Origin of the sequence: Pseudomonas avellanae BPIC 631, from assembly GCF_000444135.1 — a bacterium.
GTDB classification, from domain to species: Bacteria; Pseudomonadota; Gammaproteobacteria; order Pseudomonadales; family Pseudomonadaceae; genus Aquipseudomonas; species Aquipseudomonas avellanae.
The window spans coordinates 1-19,548 of the sequence record NZ_ATDK01000259.1; the positions used below are offsets into that span (position 1 = coordinate 1).

The 19,548-nt window shown below is 58.4% G+C and carries 17 protein-coding genes and 4 pseudogenes; 5 read left to right on the forward strand and 16 right to left on the reverse strand.

The window, feature by feature from the left end:
- Positions 1 to 203: 203 nt before the first annotated feature.
- A complete protein-coding gene (locus tag DW49_RS0115080) occupies positions 204 to 1,199 on the forward strand; it encodes an aldo/keto reductase (RefSeq protein ID WP_005618068.1) in 996 nt (331 codons plus the stop codon).
- Positions 1,200 to 1,205: 6 nt separating this feature from the next.
- Here DW49_RS0115080 and DW49_RS0115085 read toward each other — a convergent pair whose 3' ends face one another.
- Positions 1,206 to 1,892 carry a hypothetical protein gene (locus DW49_RS0115085; protein ID WP_005618067.1) on the reverse strand — a complete coding sequence of 229 codons (687 nt, stop codon included), beginning with the start codon at positions 1,890 to 1,892 and terminating at the stop codon, positions 1,206 to 1,208.
- 501 nt (positions 1,893 to 2,393) lie between these two features.
- Between DW49_RS0115085 and DW49_RS01000000128410 the strand changes: the two are divergent.
- From DW49_RS01000000128410 to DW49_RS01000000128415, 3 genes and pseudogenes are all read left to right on the forward strand, one after another.
- A pseudogene (locus tag DW49_RS01000000128410) lies at positions 2,394 to 3,393 on the forward strand (aliphatic sulfonate ABC transporter substrate-binding protein).
- Positions 3,390 to 4,238, forward strand: a complete 849-nt coding sequence (locus DW49_RS0115095) for an ABC transporter permease (RefSeq protein ID WP_005618065.1) — start codon at positions 3,390 to 3,392, stop codon at positions 4,236 to 4,238. The pseudogene DW49_RS01000000128410 and the gene DW49_RS0115095 overlap by 4 nt, the downstream one beginning before the upstream one ends.
- Before the next feature lie 3 nt (positions 4,239 to 4,241).
- Positions 4,242 to 4,947, forward strand: a pseudogene (locus DW49_RS01000000128415) (ABC transporter ATP-binding protein).
- Positions 4,948 to 4,957: 10 nt separating this feature from the next.
- Here the strand turns inward: DW49_RS01000000128415 and DW49_RS01000000128420 are convergent.
- Positions 4,958 to 6,038, reverse strand: a pseudogene (locus DW49_RS01000000128420) (polyamine ABC transporter substrate-binding protein).
- A gap of 386 nt (positions 6,039 to 6,424) precedes the next feature.
- On the opposite strand from DW49_RS01000000128420, the gene DW49_RS0115115 reads away from it, so the two are divergent.
- The gene (locus DW49_RS0115115; protein ID WP_004396217.1) at positions 6,425 to 6,691 is read left to right on the forward strand and encodes a DUF1652 domain-containing protein; all 267 of its coding nucleotides are present in this window, start codon (positions 6,425 to 6,427) and stop codon (positions 6,689 to 6,691) included.
- Positions 6,692 to 6,701: 10 nt separating this feature from the next.
- Here the strand turns inward: DW49_RS0115115 and DW49_RS0115120 are convergent, their stop codons facing one another.
- The 14 genes and pseudogenes from DW49_RS0115120 to DW49_RS0115190 all read right to left on the reverse strand — a co-directional run bounded on the left by DW49_RS0115120 (position 6,702) and on the right by DW49_RS0115190 (position 19,142).
- Positions 6,702 to 9,119 carry a UvrD-helicase domain-containing protein gene (locus DW49_RS0115120; protein ID WP_050556422.1) on the reverse strand — a complete coding sequence of 806 codons (2,418 nt, stop codon included), beginning with the start codon at positions 9,117 to 9,119 and terminating at the stop codon, positions 6,702 to 6,704.
- Between the two features lie 53 nt (positions 9,120 to 9,172).
- Positions 9,173 to 10,096, reverse strand: coding sequence for a 2-dehydro-3-deoxygluconokinase (gene kdgK / locus DW49_RS0115130; RefSeq protein ID WP_005618058.1), 924 nt, complete (start codon positions 10,094 to 10,096; stop codon positions 9,173 to 9,175).
- A 28-nt stretch (positions 10,097 to 10,124) separates the two neighbouring features.
- Positions 10,125 to 11,360 carry an amino acid deaminase gene (locus DW49_RS0115135; protein WP_024421310.1) on the reverse strand — a complete coding sequence of 412 codons (1,236 nt, stop codon included), beginning with the start codon at positions 11,358 to 11,360 and terminating at the stop codon, positions 10,125 to 10,127.
- Between the two features lie 17 nt (positions 11,361 to 11,377).
- Positions 11,378 to 12,142: an IclR family transcriptional regulator gene (locus DW49_RS0115140; RefSeq protein WP_005618056.1), complete on the reverse strand. Its 765-nt coding sequence runs from the start codon at positions 12,140 to 12,142 to the stop codon at positions 11,378 to 11,380.
- Positions 12,143 to 12,268: 126 nt separating this feature from the next.
- Complete coding sequence (locus DW49_RS0115145; protein ID WP_005737658.1) at positions 12,269 to 12,655, reverse strand: RidA family protein; 387 nt, start codon at positions 12,653 to 12,655, stop codon at positions 12,269 to 12,271.
- 36 nt (positions 12,656 to 12,691) lie between these two features.
- Positions 12,692 to 13,484 (reverse strand): annotated as a pseudogene (locus DW49_RS01000000128425) (amino acid ABC transporter ATP-binding protein).
- The gene (locus DW49_RS0115155) at positions 13,481 to 14,143 is read right to left on the reverse strand and encodes an amino acid ABC transporter permease (RefSeq protein ID WP_004396230.1); all 663 of its coding nucleotides are present in this window, start codon (positions 14,141 to 14,143) and stop codon (positions 13,481 to 13,483) included. Before DW49_RS0115155 ends, DW49_RS01000000128425 begins: the two are co-directional and overlap by 4 nt.
- A gap of 9 nt (positions 14,144 to 14,152) precedes the next feature.
- On the reverse strand, positions 14,153 to 14,815 hold the full coding sequence (locus DW49_RS0115160; protein ID WP_005618054.1) for an amino acid ABC transporter permease: 663 nt from the start codon (positions 14,813 to 14,815) through the stop codon (positions 14,153 to 14,155).
- 63 nt (positions 14,816 to 14,878) lie between these two features.
- Positions 14,879 to 15,730, reverse strand: a complete 852-nt coding sequence (locus DW49_RS0115165; protein ID WP_005618052.1) for a transporter substrate-binding domain-containing protein — start codon at positions 15,728 to 15,730, stop codon at positions 14,879 to 14,881.
- Positions 15,731 to 16,311: 581 nt separating this feature from the next.
- Positions 16,312 to 16,671 carry a hypothetical protein gene (locus tag DW49_RS1000000134040; RefSeq protein ID WP_044424631.1) on the reverse strand — a complete coding sequence of 120 codons (360 nt, stop codon included), beginning with the start codon at positions 16,669 to 16,671 and terminating at the stop codon, positions 16,312 to 16,314.
- Positions 16,672 to 16,719: 48 nt separating this feature from the next.
- Positions 16,720 to 17,163 carry a hemerythrin domain-containing protein gene (locus tag DW49_RS0115175; RefSeq protein ID WP_005618049.1) on the reverse strand — a complete coding sequence of 148 codons (444 nt, stop codon included), beginning with the start codon at positions 17,161 to 17,163 and terminating at the stop codon, positions 16,720 to 16,722.
- Positions 17,164 to 17,278: 115 nt separating this feature from the next.
- Positions 17,279 to 17,704, reverse strand: coding sequence for a DUF3830 family protein (locus tag DW49_RS0115180; protein WP_024420980.1), 426 nt, complete (start codon positions 17,702 to 17,704; stop codon positions 17,279 to 17,281).
- A gap of 100 nt (positions 17,705 to 17,804) precedes the next feature.
- A complete protein-coding gene (locus DW49_RS0115185; protein ID WP_005618045.1) occupies positions 17,805 to 18,353 on the reverse strand; it encodes a GNAT family N-acetyltransferase in 549 nt (182 codons plus the stop codon).
- Between the two features lie 87 nt (positions 18,354 to 18,440).
- On the reverse strand, positions 18,441 to 19,142 hold the full coding sequence (locus tag DW49_RS0115190) for a DUF3053 domain-containing protein (RefSeq protein WP_005618044.1): 702 nt from the start codon (positions 19,140 to 19,142) through the stop codon (positions 18,441 to 18,443).
- Between the last annotated feature and the right edge of the window lie 406 nt (positions 19,143 to 19,548).

Below are 19,548 nucleotides of genomic sequence, written 5' to 3' on the forward strand. Positions count from 1 at the left end.
CCTTTTCGCCCCTCGGCGCCCTACTTTGAGGGACCAAAGTAGGCAAAGTCCCAGCTCCGTTTCCGGCCCGACTTCGTCGGGTTGCTTCGCAGCGAATACTATTATTCGGAATTTCCCAACAGTGAAATCACAATCACCCGGTTTATTGCGCCAACCAAAGAGCAGAGACTCAACGGCTCTTTAAAACGTCAGGAGAACTCATTGTGATCACGCGCCAACTGGGTAACCACGGTCCGCAGGTTTCGGCCATCGGGCTGGGCTGCATGGGGATGTCGGACTTTTACACCACGGGGATCGACGAGCAGGAATCGATTGCCACGCTGCACCGTGCGCTGGAGCTGGGTGTCACTTTTTTCGACACCGCCGACATGTACGGCCCGCACACCAATGAGGCGCTGCTGGGGCGGGCTCTGCAAGGCAAGCGTGAAGGGATTTATCTGGCCAGCAAGTTTGGCATCGTACGGGGCGACGACCCGCATGCGCGTGGCGTGAACGGCAGCCCGGAGTACATTCGTCAGTCAATCGACGGTAGCCTCAAGCGCCTGAACACTGACTATCTTGATCTCTACTATCAGCACCGCGTAGACCCCAAGGTGCCCATCGAAGACACCATTGGCGCAATGGCCGAACTGGTCAAGGCGGGCAAGGTTCGGCACATCGGCATCTGCGAAGCCAGTGCCGCGACCATCGAGCGAGCGCACAAGGTGCACCCGCTGGCGGCGGTGCAAAGCGAATACTCGCTGTGGTCGCGTGACCCGGAGCACGATGACGTGCTCGCCACCTGCCGCCGTCTGGGTATTGCCTTCGTCGCTTACAGCCCACTGGGGCGTGGGTTTCTGACCGGCGCCTTACGCACCGTGGACGATTTCGCTGAAGATGATTATCGTCGTTTCAGCCCACGATTCCAGGGCGAAAACTTCAATCGCAATCTGGCTTTGGTCGAAAAGGTCAAAGGGCTGGCTACCGCCAAGGGCATCAGCGCGTCGCAACTGGCGCTGGCCTGGGTGCTGGCTCAAGGCGATGACATCATCCCCATTCCCGGCACCAAACAGCGCAAGTACCTGGAAAGCAACGTCGCCGCAGCCACGCTGGCCTTGAGCCACGATGAGCTGGCCCAACTGGATGCAATCTTTCCGGCCAGCGGAGCCGTGTCAGGCGAGCGCTACAACGCCGAATCGATGAAATCTCTCAACGGTTGACAGGTGTCAGGTCGATTTGGGGCAAGCCTCGGTGCCGTTGTTGAGGCCCTGCTTGTGATTCTTGTAATCGAGCGTGGCCTTGCCGTCGACCCACTTCAGGGTGACAACCACCACTGAGTCGAAATCGTCGCCTGTCCAGTCATCAACCAGATTGGTGACCTTGCCGGATGCTTCTTCAGCGACCTTGTTGATCAGCTCCGGCAAGTAGCCGTGAGACCAGGCGGTGTAGATAATCGAATTGTGGTACTTGTCGCGCATCAGCTCGTCGGCCAGTTCGCTGGTGTCGTTGGCACCAAAGTCGATGTTGACGGGCAAACCCAGTTTGATCGCGCTTGGCCCTACCGTCATCAGCGGACGTACATAGCTGTAGGACAGGTCGCCCTCACCCTCTTCCACATGCCGGCTCGGGTTGGCAGCAAAAATGAAGTCAGCCTTGCCGAATTCTCTGGGAAGCACCTCGGACAATTCCAGGGCCCGGTTCAGCCCCTGACAATTCAACTGCCCCAGGCCCATCGCCGGCTTTTCAGCGTGACGAAGAAACACCAGCGTTTGCGTGCCATTCTTGGGCTCGGCATGCACACGCTTCGCCACAGTGAACAACACCAGCGCAGAAACCACCAGCAGTGACGGAAAGAAGAACCAGGCGATGCGGCGCTGCAGACGGGCGGTCAAAGGCATTTTTGGAATATTCATTATGTTCTGAGTCCGTTGCGCATTTGAAGGGATCGGCCAGCTGGCTGGTGCGAATGTGCAGGCGTGTGCAGCTCGTCCCGAGAATTTCTGCGGATCAATAGAACAGGCGCGCAGTAAACGCACACCCATGATCACGCGCGAATTTTAGTGCGCACATGTTTCGAAATTAAGAATGTGGGTGATTAAGAGTGTCAAAAAACGATTCTGTTGCAATCGTCATGAAAAAAACCGGCAGGCCAGCAGAGAAAACTGCCAGAAAATCGTCGAAAAACAGCTGATGCGGCCTAACTGTTGTCCAGGCAACAGTAGATCAACAGGCTGCTGCCAGTTCAACATCACAGCGTATCCAGGAACAGCCCGAGTCCTTGTCGCCCGAGCGCTCGGGGCGTTGGCACAGAGCGTGCAATATTCCATTTGTGAATTTCACGCACTTTGGACTGCTGATTTTGAAATATACAAATCAGTCGTCGCAGCTTTGTTCCCCTGATCTGGACGCCCACTATGCCACAACCCCATACTTCTGTTCGGTTGCAGACACCCCGTGCACTGTTTCGCTGGATGGCCACGGCCTGCGCAGTGGCTTTGAGCTTGCAGGGTGCGGCACACGCAGCTGAAACGCCACCTTCCGAAGTGCGCCTGGATTACGCTTACTATTCGCCGGTCAGCCTGGCGCTCAAGCATTTCGGCTGGCTGGAAAAAACGCTGCCTGACGCCAAGGTCTCGTGGGTGCTGAGCCAGGGCAGTAACCGTTCGCTGGAATACCTGAACAGCGGCAGCGTCGACTTTGCTTCGTCCGCCAGCCTGTCCGCCGTACTGGCCCGGGCCAATGGCAGCCCGATCAAGTCCGTTTACGTCTATAGCCGCGCAGAATGGACGGCGCTGGTGGTGCGCAAGGACTCGACCCTGCAATCGGTTGCCGAGCTCAAAGGCAAGAAAATCGCTGCCACCAAGGGCACTGATCCTTACCTGTTCACCTTGCGCGCCCTGCAAAAGGCCGGTTTGAAAAAGGATGATGTCGAGTTGTTGCACCTGCAGCATCCAGACGGACGCACAGCGCTTGAGAAAGGCGACGTGGACGCCTGGGCCGGGCTTGACCCGCACATGGCGGCCAGTGAAATCTCGTTTGCTCTACCGCAACAAGGATTTCAACAGCTATGGCGTACTGAGCGTCACCGAAACCTACGCCAAGGAACACCCGCAGGCGATCAAGACGGTATTGACCGCCTACGAAAAAGCCCGTGAGTGGGCCGTGAAAAACCCTGATGAGCTGGCCAGATTGCTGGCTACCGAATCGGGCCTGCCGCTGGACGTCGCCAAGCTGCAATTGTCCCGTACAGACCTGAGCAACCCGCAATTGAGCGCAAAAGACGTGGAAGCGTCCAAGTCCGCAGCGCCGATTCTGGTGTCTGAAGACCTGGTGCGCAAAGGCGTGAATACCGAGCAGGTCATCGATCAACTGATCACGCCGAACTTCGCCAAAACCGTGATCGCCGCCCCATGATCCGTCGAGACGAGTACTTGCCTGCTGCCGCGCAGTCAGCATTGACTGATAGCGCGCAACGCACGCTGTGGCAGCGCTACAGGACGCCACTCAAGGGGCTGGTAGTTCCCGCATTGATCATCATCGTGCTGGAAATCGTCGTGCGCATCGGCTGGTTGCCGTCATACCAGATGCCCGCGCCCAGCGAAATCGTACTGACGCTGCGGGATCTGGCTGACGGCGCGCTGTGGAAACACATCAGTGCCAGCCTGTTACGCGTGCTCAGCGGCTTTTTGATCGGCGCCAGTCTGGCGCTGGTGTTTGCCGCCTGGGTGGGCCTTAGTCGCGAGGCTGAAGCCTATCTGGAACCAACGTTCGCCGGGCTTCGTTCCATCCCGAGCCTGGCCTGGGTGCCGCTACTGCTGCTGTGGCTGGGTATCGGCGAAACCTCGAAAGTGGTGCTGATTGCGATTGGTGCGTTTTTCCCGGTTTACCTCAACGGTGTGGCGGCCATTCGCGGCATTGACCGCAAGCTGGTGGAAGTCGGCCAGATGTACGGGTTCAGCCGTTACCGCCTGACCCGGCGCATTTTGCTGCCCGCCGCCCTGCCCGGTCTGTTCACCGGTTTACGCAGCGGCATGAGCCTGGCGTGGATGTTTCTGGTGGCTGCCGAACTGATCGCGGCCACCAAAGGCCTCGGCTATTTGCTCAGTGACGGTCGGGAAACCTCGCGTCCGGACATCGTGCTGGCGGCCATTATCGTGCTGGCCACACTGGGCAAGCTGAGCGACGGCCTGCTGGCGGGCCTGGAGAGGCGCTTTCTGGCCTGGCGAGACACATTCAACGGCCAGAGCCGGGAGGACTGAGCAATGTCGGATTCTTTGATGGATATTCGTGTCGATCGCAAGGCTTTCGCCGGCCATACGGTGCTGCATGACATAAACCTGTCGCTGCAGACCGGTGAGATCGTCAGCCTGCTCGGCCCCAGCGGCTGTGGCAAAAGCACTCTGCTGAGGATTGTCGCGGGCCTGGAACAGGATTTTCGTGGTTCGGTGGAGCGCATTCAGGGCGAGGTCGCGTTCGTATTTCAGGAGCCGCGCCTGATGCCGTGGCTGACAGTCGAGCAGAATATCGGTTTCAGTGACGATAACGGCTACGACCGCAAATGGGTCAGTCAACTGATCGAAGAAGTGGGCCTGTCCGGTTTCGCCAATGCATTGCCAAAGGCGCTATCCGGCGGCATGGCGCAACGCGTGGCGATTGCTCGCGGCCTGTATTCACACCCCACGATACTGCTGCTGGATGAGCCGTTCAGCGCGGTGGATGCCTTCACGCGCATGAAACTGCAGGACCTGCTGCTGCAACTGGCCGAGCGCCACGCAATCACTCTGCTGCTGGTGACTCATGATGTCGACGAGGCATTGTATTTGAGTGATCGAGTGCTGGTGTCGCCCCGGCACCATCACTCATGAGCTGCCGGTCGGGCTGCAAACGCCTCGGGACCGTCGTGACCCACTGCTGGCCAGGCTAAAAGCCGAGGCGCTGACTGAACTGCATCAGGCGCATGTGATTTGAGGGCCAGATCTTACTGGCCGGCTTTCACTGCGTCCCAGAGCCCGGTACGCAGCGATTCGATATTGATCGGCACCTGGGACATCACAAACAAGCGGCTCAGCATGTCTTCGTCTGGGTACACCGTGGTGTCCGTCCACAGGCCCGGGTTGATCAGAGCGTCTGCCTTTTCGTTACCGTTGGCGTAATGCACGCTATTGGTGATATTAGCGATCACTTCCGGGCGCAGCAGATAATTCATGAAGGCATAAGCGCCCTTGGTGTCAGACGCGTCAGCCGGGATGGCGATCATGTCAAACCACATGGGCGCGCCCTCTTTTGGAACCACATAATTGATCCTCGCGCTGCTCCCCGCCTTGTGCGCCTGCTCCTGCGCCAGAGAAATATCGCCGGAGTAGCCTACCGCCACACAAATCTTGCCCGCCGCAAGGTCGCTGATGTAATCGGAGGAGCTGAAGTTGCGCACGTAAGGCCTCACGCCATCCAGCACCGCTTTGGCCTTGGTGTAATCGTCCGGCACCTCGCTGTGCGGCGGCAGGCCCAGATAATTCAGAGTGATTGGCAGCAGCGCGGGCGCGCTGTCCAGAAAAGCGACGCCGCACTGGGCGAGCTTTTTCATGTTTTCCGGCTTGAGGACCAGGTCCCAGGAATCAAGTGGTGCATCCTTGCCCAGCACCGCTTTGACTTTGGCCACGTCGTAGCCGATCCCGGTGCTGCCCCACAAATAAGGAAAACCATGCTGATTGCCGGGGTCGCTGCCCTGCAGTGCCTTGAGCAAGACCGGGGTTGAGGTTTTTCCAGTTGGGCAGCTGTTTCTTGTCGAGCGTCTTGAGCAGGCCCTTTTCGATCTGCCGCCCCATGAAGTGAATGGACGGAAAGACCAGATCGTAGTCGGAATGGCCAGCGATCAGTTTGGCGTTCAACGCCTCGTTACTCTCATAGGTCTCGTAAGTGGTCTTGAAACCGGTGGCCGCTTCGAAATTTTTCAAGGTGTCTGGAGCAATATAGTCCGTCCAGTTGTAGATATTGACCGTCTCTGCAGCATGGCTGGTCGAGGCCAGCAACATCAGTGCAGCAAGGGATTTTTTCAGCATGCGCAGTTCCTCGGTCAATGCCGACAGCTTGCCCCAGAGCGGGCATGAAAACTACCTTCGTTTAAGCAAATAAGGTCTGTAAAAGCGTTTCAGCCGCTGATTGACGACTGCACGAAATGTGCCTATGAATACCCTTTAATGATGCAGATCATGTAATAGATTTTTTCATGCAGCGTCATAAAAAAATTTTCCAGAAAAGTGCTTGCAAGTGCTATGTTCATTACTCGTCAGACCGCTCGGCAATCCTGCTGGAAAGCAGCACGACTCGACAGATGAGTTTACGGGTTCATCGCCTTGTCATTCCTGCTTTACCGAATGAATTCTGTCTGGTCTGCCTACCCCTTGGAGCAAAGGAAGTGCTCGATTGATTCAGGTGGGCCATTGCAATGACCAAAGTCACGTTCCCCAACGCCTGCCAACTCATGCGCTGGCATTTCCATCCGGTGGGTTTCGAAGCCACGATGGATGCGCCCGGCAGCATGATTGCGCGCCTGTTTGATCGTGCCAGCGGTGAAACAGTGGTCGCCATTGCCGGCTTGCCCTGTTCCACCGTCATGAACGCCGCAGACGTGGAGCGCATCATCGAAGCGATCGAGGATGAGCTCGAGCTGTTTGGCACCCATACGCCTCAGCAGGTCGCCGGCTTTTCCTGAACTGACAGCGTCAGCCCATCCGGGCCTTGCTGCGCAGGTCTTCGAAAAAAGGCTTGTCACGGGCAACCCGGTCCGATGCCTTGGGCATGTGAGCACTCTCTCCCGCGCCGGCATTTTCGTCTATGTACCAATAACAGTGCCGCGCCGAGCGAGTGATGGCCACATAAGCCAGCCGCAAGACTTCATCTTTCTGTGCCGTGTCAAACGGCTGAAGATCGTTCGCATCACCCAGCCCTGCCAGCCGGTAGACCTGATTCTTGTAAGGCGAGACGGTCAGATGCTGACAATCGCCCAGCAAGAACACGGCATCGGCCTGCAAGCCCTTGGAGCTGTGATAGGTCAACGTTCTGATCCGGCGACCCTGCGCGCCCCTTGCTGCATCGGAGTCGATCAACGCCTGCAGCCGCGCGGCAAAACGGGCTTTTTCGCTGCCCTTGCGGTACAGCAGCAGAATCGAGTCGCCGTCGTTGTAGTGCTCGGCCACACGCTCGGCCAACTCATCCTCGTCGCGGTCCAGCACCTTGACCGCCAGTAGCTCCTGAGGTGCGCCGCTGGCGCGAGCCTTTTTGCCGGCAATGGCCGGGGCCGCGCGAACAATATGCTCGGCGGCGTCAATGATGTGCTGATGACTGCGGAAGTTCTCGCTGAGCATGACTTTGGTGGTCGCCGGTGAAGAAAACTCCTTGGCAAACTCCATGAAGTACTTCGGCGAACTGCCACGCCAGCCGTAGATCGACTGCCAGTCGTCCCCCACACACAGCAACGATGAGCGCTGCGCGATACGCCCCACGTGCATGGCAGGCCCCCGCCGCCGGATTTCTCGCAGGCTGGCGCGAATCCAGGAGACGATCTGTGGCGACACGTCCTGAAACTCGTCGATCATCAAATGCGACAACAGCCTCAGCATCGGATCACTGACCTGCCTGAGGTTTTCCGGTGATGTTTCACCGAACAGCGCAAACATCCGGTTGTAGGTCATGATCGGCGGGGTCTGGGCCAGCAAGTGACTTTCGAAGGCTTTCCAGAACAGACTGAGCCCTTCGAAAAAGAAGCGGTCCGGGTCGTCGCTGGCAAAGCTCATGTCGGCCACCGCACTCGGCACGTCGAGCCCCAGGTTCTCGATGAAGCTCGCGGCGGTGACAAAACAGTCGAGCAAGGGCGCGGCACCCAGCTCGCCCTTGACCCGATAATCGAAACCGGGCCCGGCCACAGCCGAGCCTGACAACGACTGCAAGACCTTGTCAGCCGATTGATAATTATCCATCCATATCAATGGCTTATTGCAGAAAGCTTGAAACAGGGTGCGCTTTATGACGCCTTCAGCCCAGACCGGCAGTTTGGCTCCTGGACGCTTGAGTTGCTGGTCTTCACTGGCATCCAGACCCAACACAACCCAGGCATCCAGCTCGGCGATATAACCGTGGAAATGGAAAGGAAATCCATTTATTTCAACGGTTTGGCGCATGGGCTCAATGCCTTTTATAGGCCACACGCCAGCGCGAATCCACAGGTCTTCGACGGTGTCGCACCATTCTTCATCGCGTTTCGAGGACAGCTCGGTCACGGCAACGCGTTTCTGCACGTCAGGGTGATCGCGGTCCAGTTCCTTGAGCTGCAAGGCATGGCGATACAGCGGCGCCATGACTTCGCGAAAACGCTCATTGCTGGCGTATAGATCACGGTAGCAGAGGTTCAATTGCTGACGTTGCGCGTCGTTGATGCGCAAATCGAAGGGGTTGCTGTCCGCTTCTTCCTGGCCCGATGACTGGCTGCTGAGGTTCTCGAACGCTCGCAGTTGTTCAAACCCAGGCAGGCTGCGCACCAGCGGCAGAATGCGTGAGTGGAAGGTGCGCACCAGATCCCTGGCCTGCTTTTGCTCAAGCGCATGGCCCCACAGCGCCATGACGTCGATCAACTTGTTGATGAAGTCCTTGCGCGACTCGCGCGTGAAGGTCACCACGGTCATCGCATTCAGTTCAAAGCCCAAGTAGTGATGCAGCAGCAGAATGCGCACCACCAGCGAGGTGGATTTGCCCGCGCCGGCCCCAGCGATCACGTAGGTAGAAGGCGTGTCGCTGAAAATCATCTTCCATTGCGCTGCACTCGGCTGCACGTGAGCAGGCAGTTTCTCGGCGACATCGCTCTTGATGCGTTTTTTCAGTTCGGGCGTGAGGGCTAATCGCCAGTCATCGAACAGGTGATCATCCACCTTGGGGCCGCGATGAAGGGTCGGGCGCGTGTCATTGATCACCAGCACTTGACGACCCTGCTCCTGGCCGTCGAGATAACCGTCGGCGTAGCCTTCGCGGACGCCTTCGATGTGCCCGTTCAGATAACCGTCGGCATGCCCCTGGGACCACGACGGTGTGTGCTGGCAGGCAGAAAGGCGCCTATGGTGGCCGCATTCGACCGCAGGTTCCAGCGAAATGCTTTGCGGTCAGTGCGTTAGCCGATCAACTGCATGCACTCTGGCAAGTGCTATCAAACCGGCATGACGGATTTTGCGATCAGCGCACCGGGGTGTTGAATCACCACAGCGGCCAGGCGATGCCCGGCTTCAGCAGCCTGCTGCGGGCGTTCGCCCATTAGCCTTGCAGCCAGGTAGGCTGCGCTGAACGAGTCACCTGCCGCGGTGGTATCGACAACGTGTTCTACCTTCAGCGGGGCCACCTCGAAACGCTCGCCGCCCGCCTCGATCAGGCAGCTATGCGCGCCACGCTTGACCACTATTTCACCGATGCCACGGTCTCGATAGGCCGCCAGTAATTCTTCACTGCCGGCGTAGCCATACAGGGCCTGCTCATCGTCCTCGGTCAGCAACGCCAGATCCACATGCGGCAGGCACGCCTGATAGGCCTCACGCGCCTGCTCGACACTGGCCCACAGCCGCGGGCGGTAATTGTTGTCGAAGGCCACCCGAACCCCGCGCAAGCGTGCGCGGCCCAGCGCTTCCAGCAATCGGGCGCGGCCTTGTTCACCCAGCACCGCCAGGGTGATGCCACTGAAGTACAGCACGTCGTAGCTGGCCAGTGCTGCGAGGATTGGCTCGGCAGCCGGCGTCATGAAGCAGTCACGCACGGCGGCCTCGTTGCGCCAGTAAAGAAAACGCCGCTCACCGCTGGCATCGGTCTGGATGCAGTAAAGCCCGGGCAGCCGACCCGGCATACGCTGCACTTTGCCCAGACCAATGCCCTCGTCCGCCCAGGCCCGGCACATGGCATCGCTGAAACTGTCGTCACCCAGTGCCGTGACGTAATCGACCTTGGCCCGCTCACCCAGCAGGCGGGAAAGATAGACCGCCGTGTTCAGCGTGTCGCCACCGAAGCTCTGGTGCAGGCTGCCGTCGGCATGCTGCTGCAGTTCGATCATGCATTCGCCGATCAGGGCGATACGTGGAAGGCTCATGGCGTGGTAGCTCCTGCGTACGCTTGGACTAGAAACACGTGCTGAAGGGCTCGATAACCCGCAGGTCATCATCCACCAGGCAACCTGAACGCCACTTGTCGAAGGTCAGACACGGGTGTGAGGTGCCGAAGGAAATGATGTCGCCCACCTTCAATTCGCAACCCGCAGCGACCGTCATGAAGGCGTGCTGATCCATCACCGCGGTGACCTTGCAGGCGCTGACGTCATCGCCCGGTGCTGACGATACGCCCGGTTTATAACGCAACAACGGGTTAGGCAAGCCTGCGTCATAGGCCACATCGCGCTTGCCCATGGCGATCACGGCAAAGCCCGGTTCCGGCATGGACTGCACATGCGCCCAGACCTCCAGCGCCGGACGCAGCGCTTCGCTCAACTCGGCGCGCCTGTCCAGCACGCAGCATTGCGCGTCTTTATAGATGCCGTGGTCATGCACCACGTAACTGCCGGGGCGCAGCACGCTGAGAAACCGCTCGCGAACCGCCTGGGCGTCGAATGCTTCGGCGATCAGGTCGTACCAGGCCGAGCCCGACGCAGTGACAATCGGGCGATCAAGCGCAAACGCACCCTTATCCTGCAGATCAATCGCCAGGCTGACCAGCGATGCCGCGAAAGCCTTGATGCCGGCAATCGCCTGATCGCCGTGAATGACGCCCTCGTAACCTTCGATGCCGGTCAATGCCAGCGCCGGTTGCGCCTGAACGGCATCAGCGAGCGCCAGCGCCTGCGCTTCACTGCGACAGCCGCAACGCCCGCCCGGCACGCCGTATTCGATCATCACGTTCAAGCGCAGCCCGCGCGCCGCAAAAAACTCGCCCAGCGCCGCGACGTTGTCGGGGTGATCGACCATGCAGTGGAATTCAAACATCGGATCGGCCAGCAGACCGGCGATTACCGCCATGTTGGGCGCACCCACCAACTGGTTGGCCATCAGTACGCGCTTTACCCCATGGGCGTACGCAGCCTGAGTCTGGATGGCCGTCGCCAGCGTCATGCCCCAGGCACCTGCGTCCAGCTGACGACGAAACAGCATGGGGACCATGCTGGTCTTGCCATGCGGCGCCAGCTCGGCGCCGCTGTCGGTGACAAACTGTTGCATCCAGCGAATGTTGTGCTCCAGCGCCTGATTGTGGATGACCAGTGCGGGCAGGCTGACATCGCTGAGCAGACGATCACCCGGCTGAGCTTCCCCTTTTTCCATAACGGCGATGTTCATAACAGCGGTGTCCATGACGACGGTGCTCATTCAGTAGCCCCTTGCAGTTATTCGTTGATTCGGCGAGCCAGGCCATTGGCGCTGTCAATCAGCACCCGCCGATAGTCGTCGTAATGGGTTTTGGCGTCTGCACGCGGCGCAACGATGCACAGGGTTGCGATGCACTGGCCCTGTTCATTCTTGACCGGCGCGGCAAAGCAATGGGTGAAGGTGTCGGCCACGCTATCGAAAGAAAAGAAGCCCTCTTCACCCGCCGTGCGAATTTCGCGCAGGAAGGTTTCCAGCGGCAGGCGTTCGCCATCCGGCAGAATGAAGTCATCGGGATCGATCAGGTCGACGATCTGTTGATCGGTCAGGTGACTGAGCAGCAAGCGGCCGGAAGCCGTCCAGGGGATGGGCGCGTTTTCACCGATGTCCGAAGAAATCCGGAAATGTCGCTCGCCCTCCTTCATCAGCGCCACCGTGTACTTGCGCCCGTTAAGCAGGCACATCTGCGCGGTTTCCCGGGTCTGGCTGACGATATCGCCCAGACAGGCCTCGGCCTCGCGGGTCAAATCGAAATGCCGCAAGTGTGCCTGGCCGAGAAAATACAGTTGACGGCCCAGATAGACATGCCCGTCCTTGCCGACCGACTCCAGAATCCGCCGCTCCAGCAACGAGGCCACCAGCTCGTAGACAGTCGATTTGGGGCTGCCAATCCCGCTGGCAATTTCATTGGGGCGCATGGGCCTGGCCTTTTCCTTGAGAAAATCCAGAATATCGAACGCCCGGTCCAACCCGCGCGCCCGACGCTTGATCAAGTCTTCGGTCATGAAAGGTTCCTTGGGAAGCTGCAGCTTCAAGCTTCAAACCAAAAGCCTCATTTGATCTGGCTTATAGCTTGCCGCTTGTAGCTTGCAGCTTGCAGCTTGCAGCTTGCAGCTTGCAGCTTGCAGCTGCTACTTAAGCTTATAAGCTATACAGTCGATTTCGACTTTGCAGTCGACCATCATGTTGGCCTGTACGCAAGCGCGTGCCGGGGCGTGTTCGGGGCTGAAGTATTCGCCGAATACCTTGTTGAAGCTCCAGAAGTCCCGCGGGTCTTCCAGCCATACACCGACGCGTACCACGTCCTTGATGTCGTAACCGGCCTCTTGGAGAATGGCGATCAGGTTACGCATGGTCTGGTGCGTCTGCTCGACGATACCGCCCACAATAATCTCGCCATCCAGCGCCGGAACCTGGCCGGAAACGTGCAGCCAGCCGTCTGCCTCGACTGCTCGGGCGAATGGACGCGGCTGACCGCCACCTGCGGTGCTGCCTGCGCCATAACGGGTAATAGTCATGAGGTTCTCCCTGGTTTGAAACGTGAGTGTGAACGGTTAAAAACGGATGTTCTTGAGAAATTCGCTCAAGCGCGCTGACTTCGGCTGTTCGAACAGGGCTTTCGGTGCGCCCTGCTCTTCGATGCGGCCCTGGTTCATGAAGACGATCTGGTCCGAGACTTCGTAGGCAAAGCGCATTTCGTGCGTCACCAGCAGCATGGTCATGCCGTCCTCGGCCAGGTCCTTGATGACGCTCAGTACTTCGCCGACCAGTTCCGGGTCAAGCGCCGAGGTGACTTCATCGAACAGCATCAGGCTGGGGTTCATGGCAATAGCGCGAGCAATGGCCACTCGCTGTTGCTGTCCACCGGACAATTGACCGGGAAAATGATTGCGCCGCTCCAGCAGCCCGACCCGGTCCAGCCACTTTTCGGCCAGCGCAATCGCCTGATCCTTGGGCATCTTCTTGACCTTGAGCAGGCCCAGGGTGACGTTCTGCAAGGCGCTGAGGTGCGGAAACAGGTTGAATTGCTGGAACGCCATGCCGGTCATGGCCCGGTGCTTCGCGATCAGACGTTCGGGGTGGCGGGTGCGCTTGCCATCCACATGGCTGTAACCGATGTCCTGGCCTTCAAGCTGAATACGCCCCCCCCTGAAACTCTTCCAGCAGGTTGACGCAGCGCAGCAAGGTGGTTTTGCCCGAGCCACTGGAGCCGATCAGGGTCACTACATTGCCTTTCTGCATACGCAGATCGACGCCCTTGAGCACTTCCACTTCGCCATAGGATTTATGCAGGCCCTCGATGCTCAGCAGCGCCGGGCCGGGGGTTGCGGTATGAGTCTGTGTCATGGCAAGGCCACCCGTTTTTCGATCTGTCGCCCAAGAAGCTCGATGGCGTAGTTGATGAGGAAGAATAGAAAGCCTGCGAAGAGGTAAAACTCCAGGGTCATGAACGTTCGAGCGATCACCTGCTGGGTGCTCAGCAGCAATTCGGCCACGCCAATCACCGATAACAGCGTCGAGGCCTTGACGATCTCGGTCGAGGAATTGACCCAGGTCGGCAGAATCTGGCGCATAGCCTGAGGCAGCAGCACATAGCGCAGCGTCTGATTAAAGCGCAGGCCAATCGCCTTGCCCGCCTCGATCTGCCCGCGAGGGATGGCCTGTAACGCGCCGCGCACGATTTCCGAAACATGCGAACCGCAGAACAGGGTCAAGCCTATTGCTCCGGCCTGAAATGCACTGATGTGCCAACCCAGCGCCGGCACCATATAAAAGACCGCCAGCACCAGAACGAAGACCGGCGTGCCGCGAATCAGATCGACATACAGCCGGATCGGCAGCCGTGCGAAAAATCCGCCGTAGGTCAACACCAGACCGGCCAGCATGCCGATCAGCGTGCCCGCCACAATCGCCAGCGCCGAGCACTGAATACTGGTCAGAAAGCCCGACCAGAGCACTTCCCGCGCAGTCCACAATTCCTGCAGCCAGCCAGGGGGTTGGTACATGACAGCCTCCTAGCGGCGAATCGCCAGACGTTGTTCGAGGGTGCGCAGCAACAGGGCGATCACGTAGCAGGACACCACGTATAGCGCAGTGGTGACCAGCCAGGTTTCAATCACCCGGTAGCTTTCGACGTTGATCTTGCGCGCGTAATAAGTCAGCTCCGGCACGGCAATGGCAGCCGCCAGCGACGTGTCCTTGAACAGTGAGATAAAGTTGTTGGAGAGCGCTGGCAGCACGTTGCGCAACATCACCGGCACGATAATGTAGGCCCGCACCTGCCATTCACCCAGACCGATGGCCAGCCCTGCTTCACGCTGCCCCTTGTGGATACTCAACAACCCGGCACGGAACACTTCGGTCAGATACGCGCCCGCATAGAGCGACAGCGTGACGACAAAAGACGCCAGTTTGTCCAGGCGAATGCCCAGGCCGGGCAAAGCGAAGTAGATCAGCAGGATCAACACCAGAATCGGCGTGTTGCGCACCACCGTCACGTAGATCGAGGCCACAATTCGCAGCGCCCGGTAACGCGACAACAGTGCGAAGGCGTTCATCAAGCCGATCACACAACCGATGGCGATCGAGATCAGCGCCAGTTCCAGACCGAGCCCCAACCCGGCCAGCAAGTTGGGAAAGTCGCGCCATACGGCATCAAAATTCAATTGATAATTCATGCTTGTCCGTACCTGGCAGGGTAGGCCCAGCGGCCTGCCCTGCCCTTGAAGGTCTGAATGGACTTATTTGTATTCCATCGGGAAACCGATTGCCGGCACTGGCAGGTCCACACCAAACCACTGTTTGAACGAGGCGGCATACGCCGGGAATTCGACACCGGTCATGGCTTCATGCAAAGCGGTGTTGACGAAGTTCAGCCAGTCCTGATCGCCACGTTTGACGGCACAGGCGTAGGTTTGCGGGCTCCAGGCAAACGCCGGTGAGCGGTAGCGGCCAGGGTTCTGCACCATCAGGTATTTCACCGAAGACTGATCGGTGGCGGCGGTATCGGCACGACCGGAATTGATCGCCTGATACATCAGATCGACGCTGTCGTATTGATCGACCTTGGCCTTGGGCAGCGCCTGATGGACCAGTTCTTCGGCGTAGACGTTTTGCAGCACAGCGACAGTGACACCGTCACCTGCGGTTTTCAGGTCATCGATTTCCTTGTACTTGCTGTTGGCGGGCAACAGCAGCGCCACGCCTTCGCGGTAGTACGGCAGAGTAAAGGCCACTTGCTGCGCGCGGCTGGCGGTGACGGTGATGAACTGGCAACTGATGTCGACCTTGTCGGTCAGCAGGTTGGGAATCCGTGCGTCCGAAGACTGCACCACGAATTCGACCTTGCTCGGGTCATTGAACAATCCCTTGGCGATGATCCTGCCGATGTCGATATCGAATCCCTGCAATTTTCCGTCTGCGCCCTGAAAGTGCCACGGCGCATTGGTGCTGCCCGTGCCGACGACCAGATTGCCGCGTTTCAATACCGCATCCAGTTTGCTGCCCTCAGCCGCCTGCACCGTATTAGCGAGGCTGAATGAGGCTGCAAGCACAAATGCACAAGCTTTCAGAAAAGAAGGTCCGCGATGCATGACATAAACTCCGCCGAGGTATTCGTTATTCCGCTATAGCGGATAATGGTGTGTAACAACGGAATAGACAGCAGAAAGTGTGCCACAGGAGGCAGCCGGAAAACACCGCATAAAAAAGCCGAGATAAATCAACGGGCTGAAAACGGGGGGCGAGTGGTGGCGTGAAGACGGACTCTGGAAATGCTGCTACCCATTGCCACAGCTGAGTGGGATGGCCCCATTCTTGTGCGTGTGTTCGGTTATGGGTGCAGGCTCGGGCGCTGAGCTTTTGCTGCCGGTTCCCTGCAGTTCGCGGACAAGCCAAGCGTCGCCCGGTCCGCTGCCACATAACGGGCTTCTGCCCGAAGGGCGTGGGAGCGGACTTGTCCGCGATGGGCTGCGAAGCGGCCCTGATCCAGACTACCTCGGTCGTACCTGATGTACCGTATGTACCGTATGTACCGGTTTACTGCCGGTTCCCGGCAGTTCGCGGACAAGTCCGCTCCTACATTGCAGACAGGTCTGGACAAGCGAAGCGTCGCCCGACTCGCTACAGTCGGCACAAGCCGCTCATCCGGACGTGCATGCAACGACCAGCGCCATCAAAGGCAGGTGGCAATCGCCGCAGATCGCAATGCCGCCTGGGTGTCGCCTTGCGGGGCATAAAACTCGACGGTGGTGGCCGGGCCTTTGCTCTGCACGTCAGCGAAATACTTCGATTCGGTGGTGAACACAGTAAAGCCGCCGCCCGCCAGGTCATGCAGGAACACATCCGAGGAGGTGCCGAACATGGCTTCGTTCTGCCATGTCACCTGAATGCACTGGGCAACGGCGCTGGCCTGCTTGGCGCTGGACATTACCTTTGAAGGCCCTGCCGAGCGTGCCGAACTGGATGGCGCCGCGCACCCGCTTAGCGCCACTGCTGCAATCACAGTAGCGCTCGTCAAAAACAGAAACTTCATGTCATGCCCACGCTGATAAAAAGCCGATTCTAGCATTGCAACGACCTATCAGCCCTCGGCCAATTGCTCTTCGTATTCCTTTACGTACTCGCCAGCCAGGCTCTCTTTCTGTTTTTCGTCAAGCAGCTTGCCGGCCATCTGGAAGAACTTCTGCTCTTCTTCTTTCAAGTGATGGTGTACTTTTTCCGACAGTTTTTTCGCGGTTGCCAGCCACGCCGGGCTGGACATCTCGGTTTCGTCGAGCTCTTCCATCATTTCGTCCATTTCATGATGCTCGGAAATGGCATGGCGGCTCAGGTCCACACCGTTGTCGTGGGCCATCAAAGGAATGTAGAAGTGGCGCTCTTCAGCGGTCTCGTGGGCCTGAAGCTCATCCTTGAGCTGCTTGTACGCTTGCTCGCGTTCAGCACTGTCGCCGCTGGTCTTGATCAGTGCATCGGCGTAGCCGCGTTGACGGTCGTGGCTTTCGCGCAGTGCTTCGAAAATATTCACAGTCTTGTCTCCAGGTCGGCTTCCGGGAGATGGAAGCATTGTGGACTAGACCCCTGGCGAAGATCAGCAGTTCCAACAAATGCTGGCGAATGAACACCGTGCGCTAAACACTGGCTCAAGCCAGCTCGAGAACCACGTCCTGAGCACCTTCCCACAGTGTTTTCACGCCCAGTTTGCGCAGATTCTCTTTGCCCTCAGTGATGGTCAGGAAGTGATTGCCCGCCAACTGCCCCATCTTGCTGGCAAAGCAGCACGAGCCGTACGCGAGGATAATCTCGGTTTCGCTGTAGCCACCCGGATAAAACAGAATATCGCCCACCGAAGGATGGCTGGTGGCGTTCTCGAAACAGATGAGTTTGTCATCGAGCTTGAGTTGATAATCATCCAGCGGCACCCAGCAGCCCTCGCCGCTCCAGCGCACATGGATGAATTTCTGCCGATAAGGCAACAACTTCAGAAACGCCTCGACGGTCTGCGGTGCATCCGGATGGGCGATGGCCAGAAACTCATACCCGCCGGCGGTAATTTTGATGGTGGTCACTGCAACGACTCCTACAGACAATACTCAGGATGGTGCGGCAGGATAAACGTGAGGCTTGTGAGGAGTCACGGAGTTCCGTTTCGACCGTACACCGCAGCCTCTACGGCACCGCCTTGACGATTGCTTTGGCAAACAGGCAGTTCTCATGTGTTTCGCCCTGAAACACATAGCGCGGGGAGCCTTTCACCTCGTAGCCCTGGCGAGGATAAAACCCCAACGCGCGAGGGTTGCCAACCCAGACAGTGGCCCACAGCAGCGTCGCATGCCCTGAGGCTGCACGCTGCTCGGCAGCTTCGAGCAACAGCCGCCCCGCGCCACGCCCGGTGAAACGCTCTTGTACATACAAGCGCTGCAACTCGGCGGCTGTCGAGATGCCAAGCATTGGGTGATCTGCACGCAAGGTGAGCTGGGCGAAGCCAATCAGGTGCCCCTGGGATTCAGCCACAATAATGAGCGTTGCCGGTTCGGCAAGTAGATGCGCAAACGCTTGCGGGGCGAAAGCGTCGAGGGCTTCGCGTGCGATGGATTCCCGAATGCCCTGCGTCGCGTAGGTGTCGAGAAAGACCTGCATGCCCAGTGCGCTGAGGCAAAAGGTATCTGCTGAAGAGGCGTCGCGCAGGGTGATCGTCAAGGGTGGGGTCGTGATCATCGGGCAGTTGATCCGGGTGCCAGTGGCTGGAAACCCGGATCATACATGACAGACAAACACACCCGGCAATAGCGCCGGGCAACGGCATCAACGCCCGGTCATGAGCGCCTGCAGACGAGCCTGGGCTTGCTGGGCATTTTTGCCCTGCTCATTGAGCTCCAGCAGCAGTTTGTTAAGCTCGGTCTGCACCACCGGGTCCTTGACGGTGATCGCCGAACCCGAAATGTCGATTTGCGATTTATGCGCTTCCACATAATCAGCAACTTTCAGGCTGCTTGCAAAGGTGCCCTTCACTTGCGGCAATACTTCGCGGAACGTGTTGGCAGGCACGCTGACCGTCCTGTCATAGGCCTTGTCGTAAACGACTTTCAGGTCATCGGGCTGCTTGAGCTTGGCATGCGCCGCATCGGCCTTGCCCTGTTCGATGGTCAGCTTTTCACCGACCTCATCAAGGCCTTTCTGCACAGAGGCCAGATCAGCGCGACGTTCGATCACATCACTCACCGAACGGAACGAGCCCTTTTGCATCAACCCGGCGAGCGGCTGAACAGCGGTGTCCATGCCCGAGCCGAAGTCGGAAATCACGGCGTAGTGGGAGCTGTAATCACCGAAGGCTTTCTTTTCTTCGTCCGTCAGTTTGGGAACATGCACGCCAGGCTTGTCGATTATCCGGGTTTGCAGGAACTGAGAGAACGCGGTGCGCTGCTCAGGCTCCTTGTCTCCACAACCAGCCAGCAACAAGGGTAAAGCGACAGCCAGCAGCAAGCCTGGACGAAAAAGGGACTTCATGTCATGAACCTCCGAGATCATAAGAATGCGCGGTCGGCCAGAAGATCTGCCGAACGCGAGCGTGCTTATAGTCTCGTGATGACATCATCTAGTTCCGTGGTGGCGGTAAAGATACCTGTGAGAATCGCAGGCCACGCGCACAGATCTTGCTCGTTGAGCAGCGCCCACGGCATCGCTGCGAGACCCGCGCTGCGCACCCTAACGCATCCCGACCAAAAGTTCCTTAATAATTCTTCATGAACTGAAACGTTTCAGCGACTAGCCTTTCACGGACCGACAAAGTGAACAACAGGAGTCAATCACGATGTTTGCACACGAAGGCCTAGGGTCTGTTCCCGTTTCACATTGGTAGCCACAGAAAAGCGCAGGCCATTGCTATGACGCTTTCATAGTTTCTCTTGAGTTT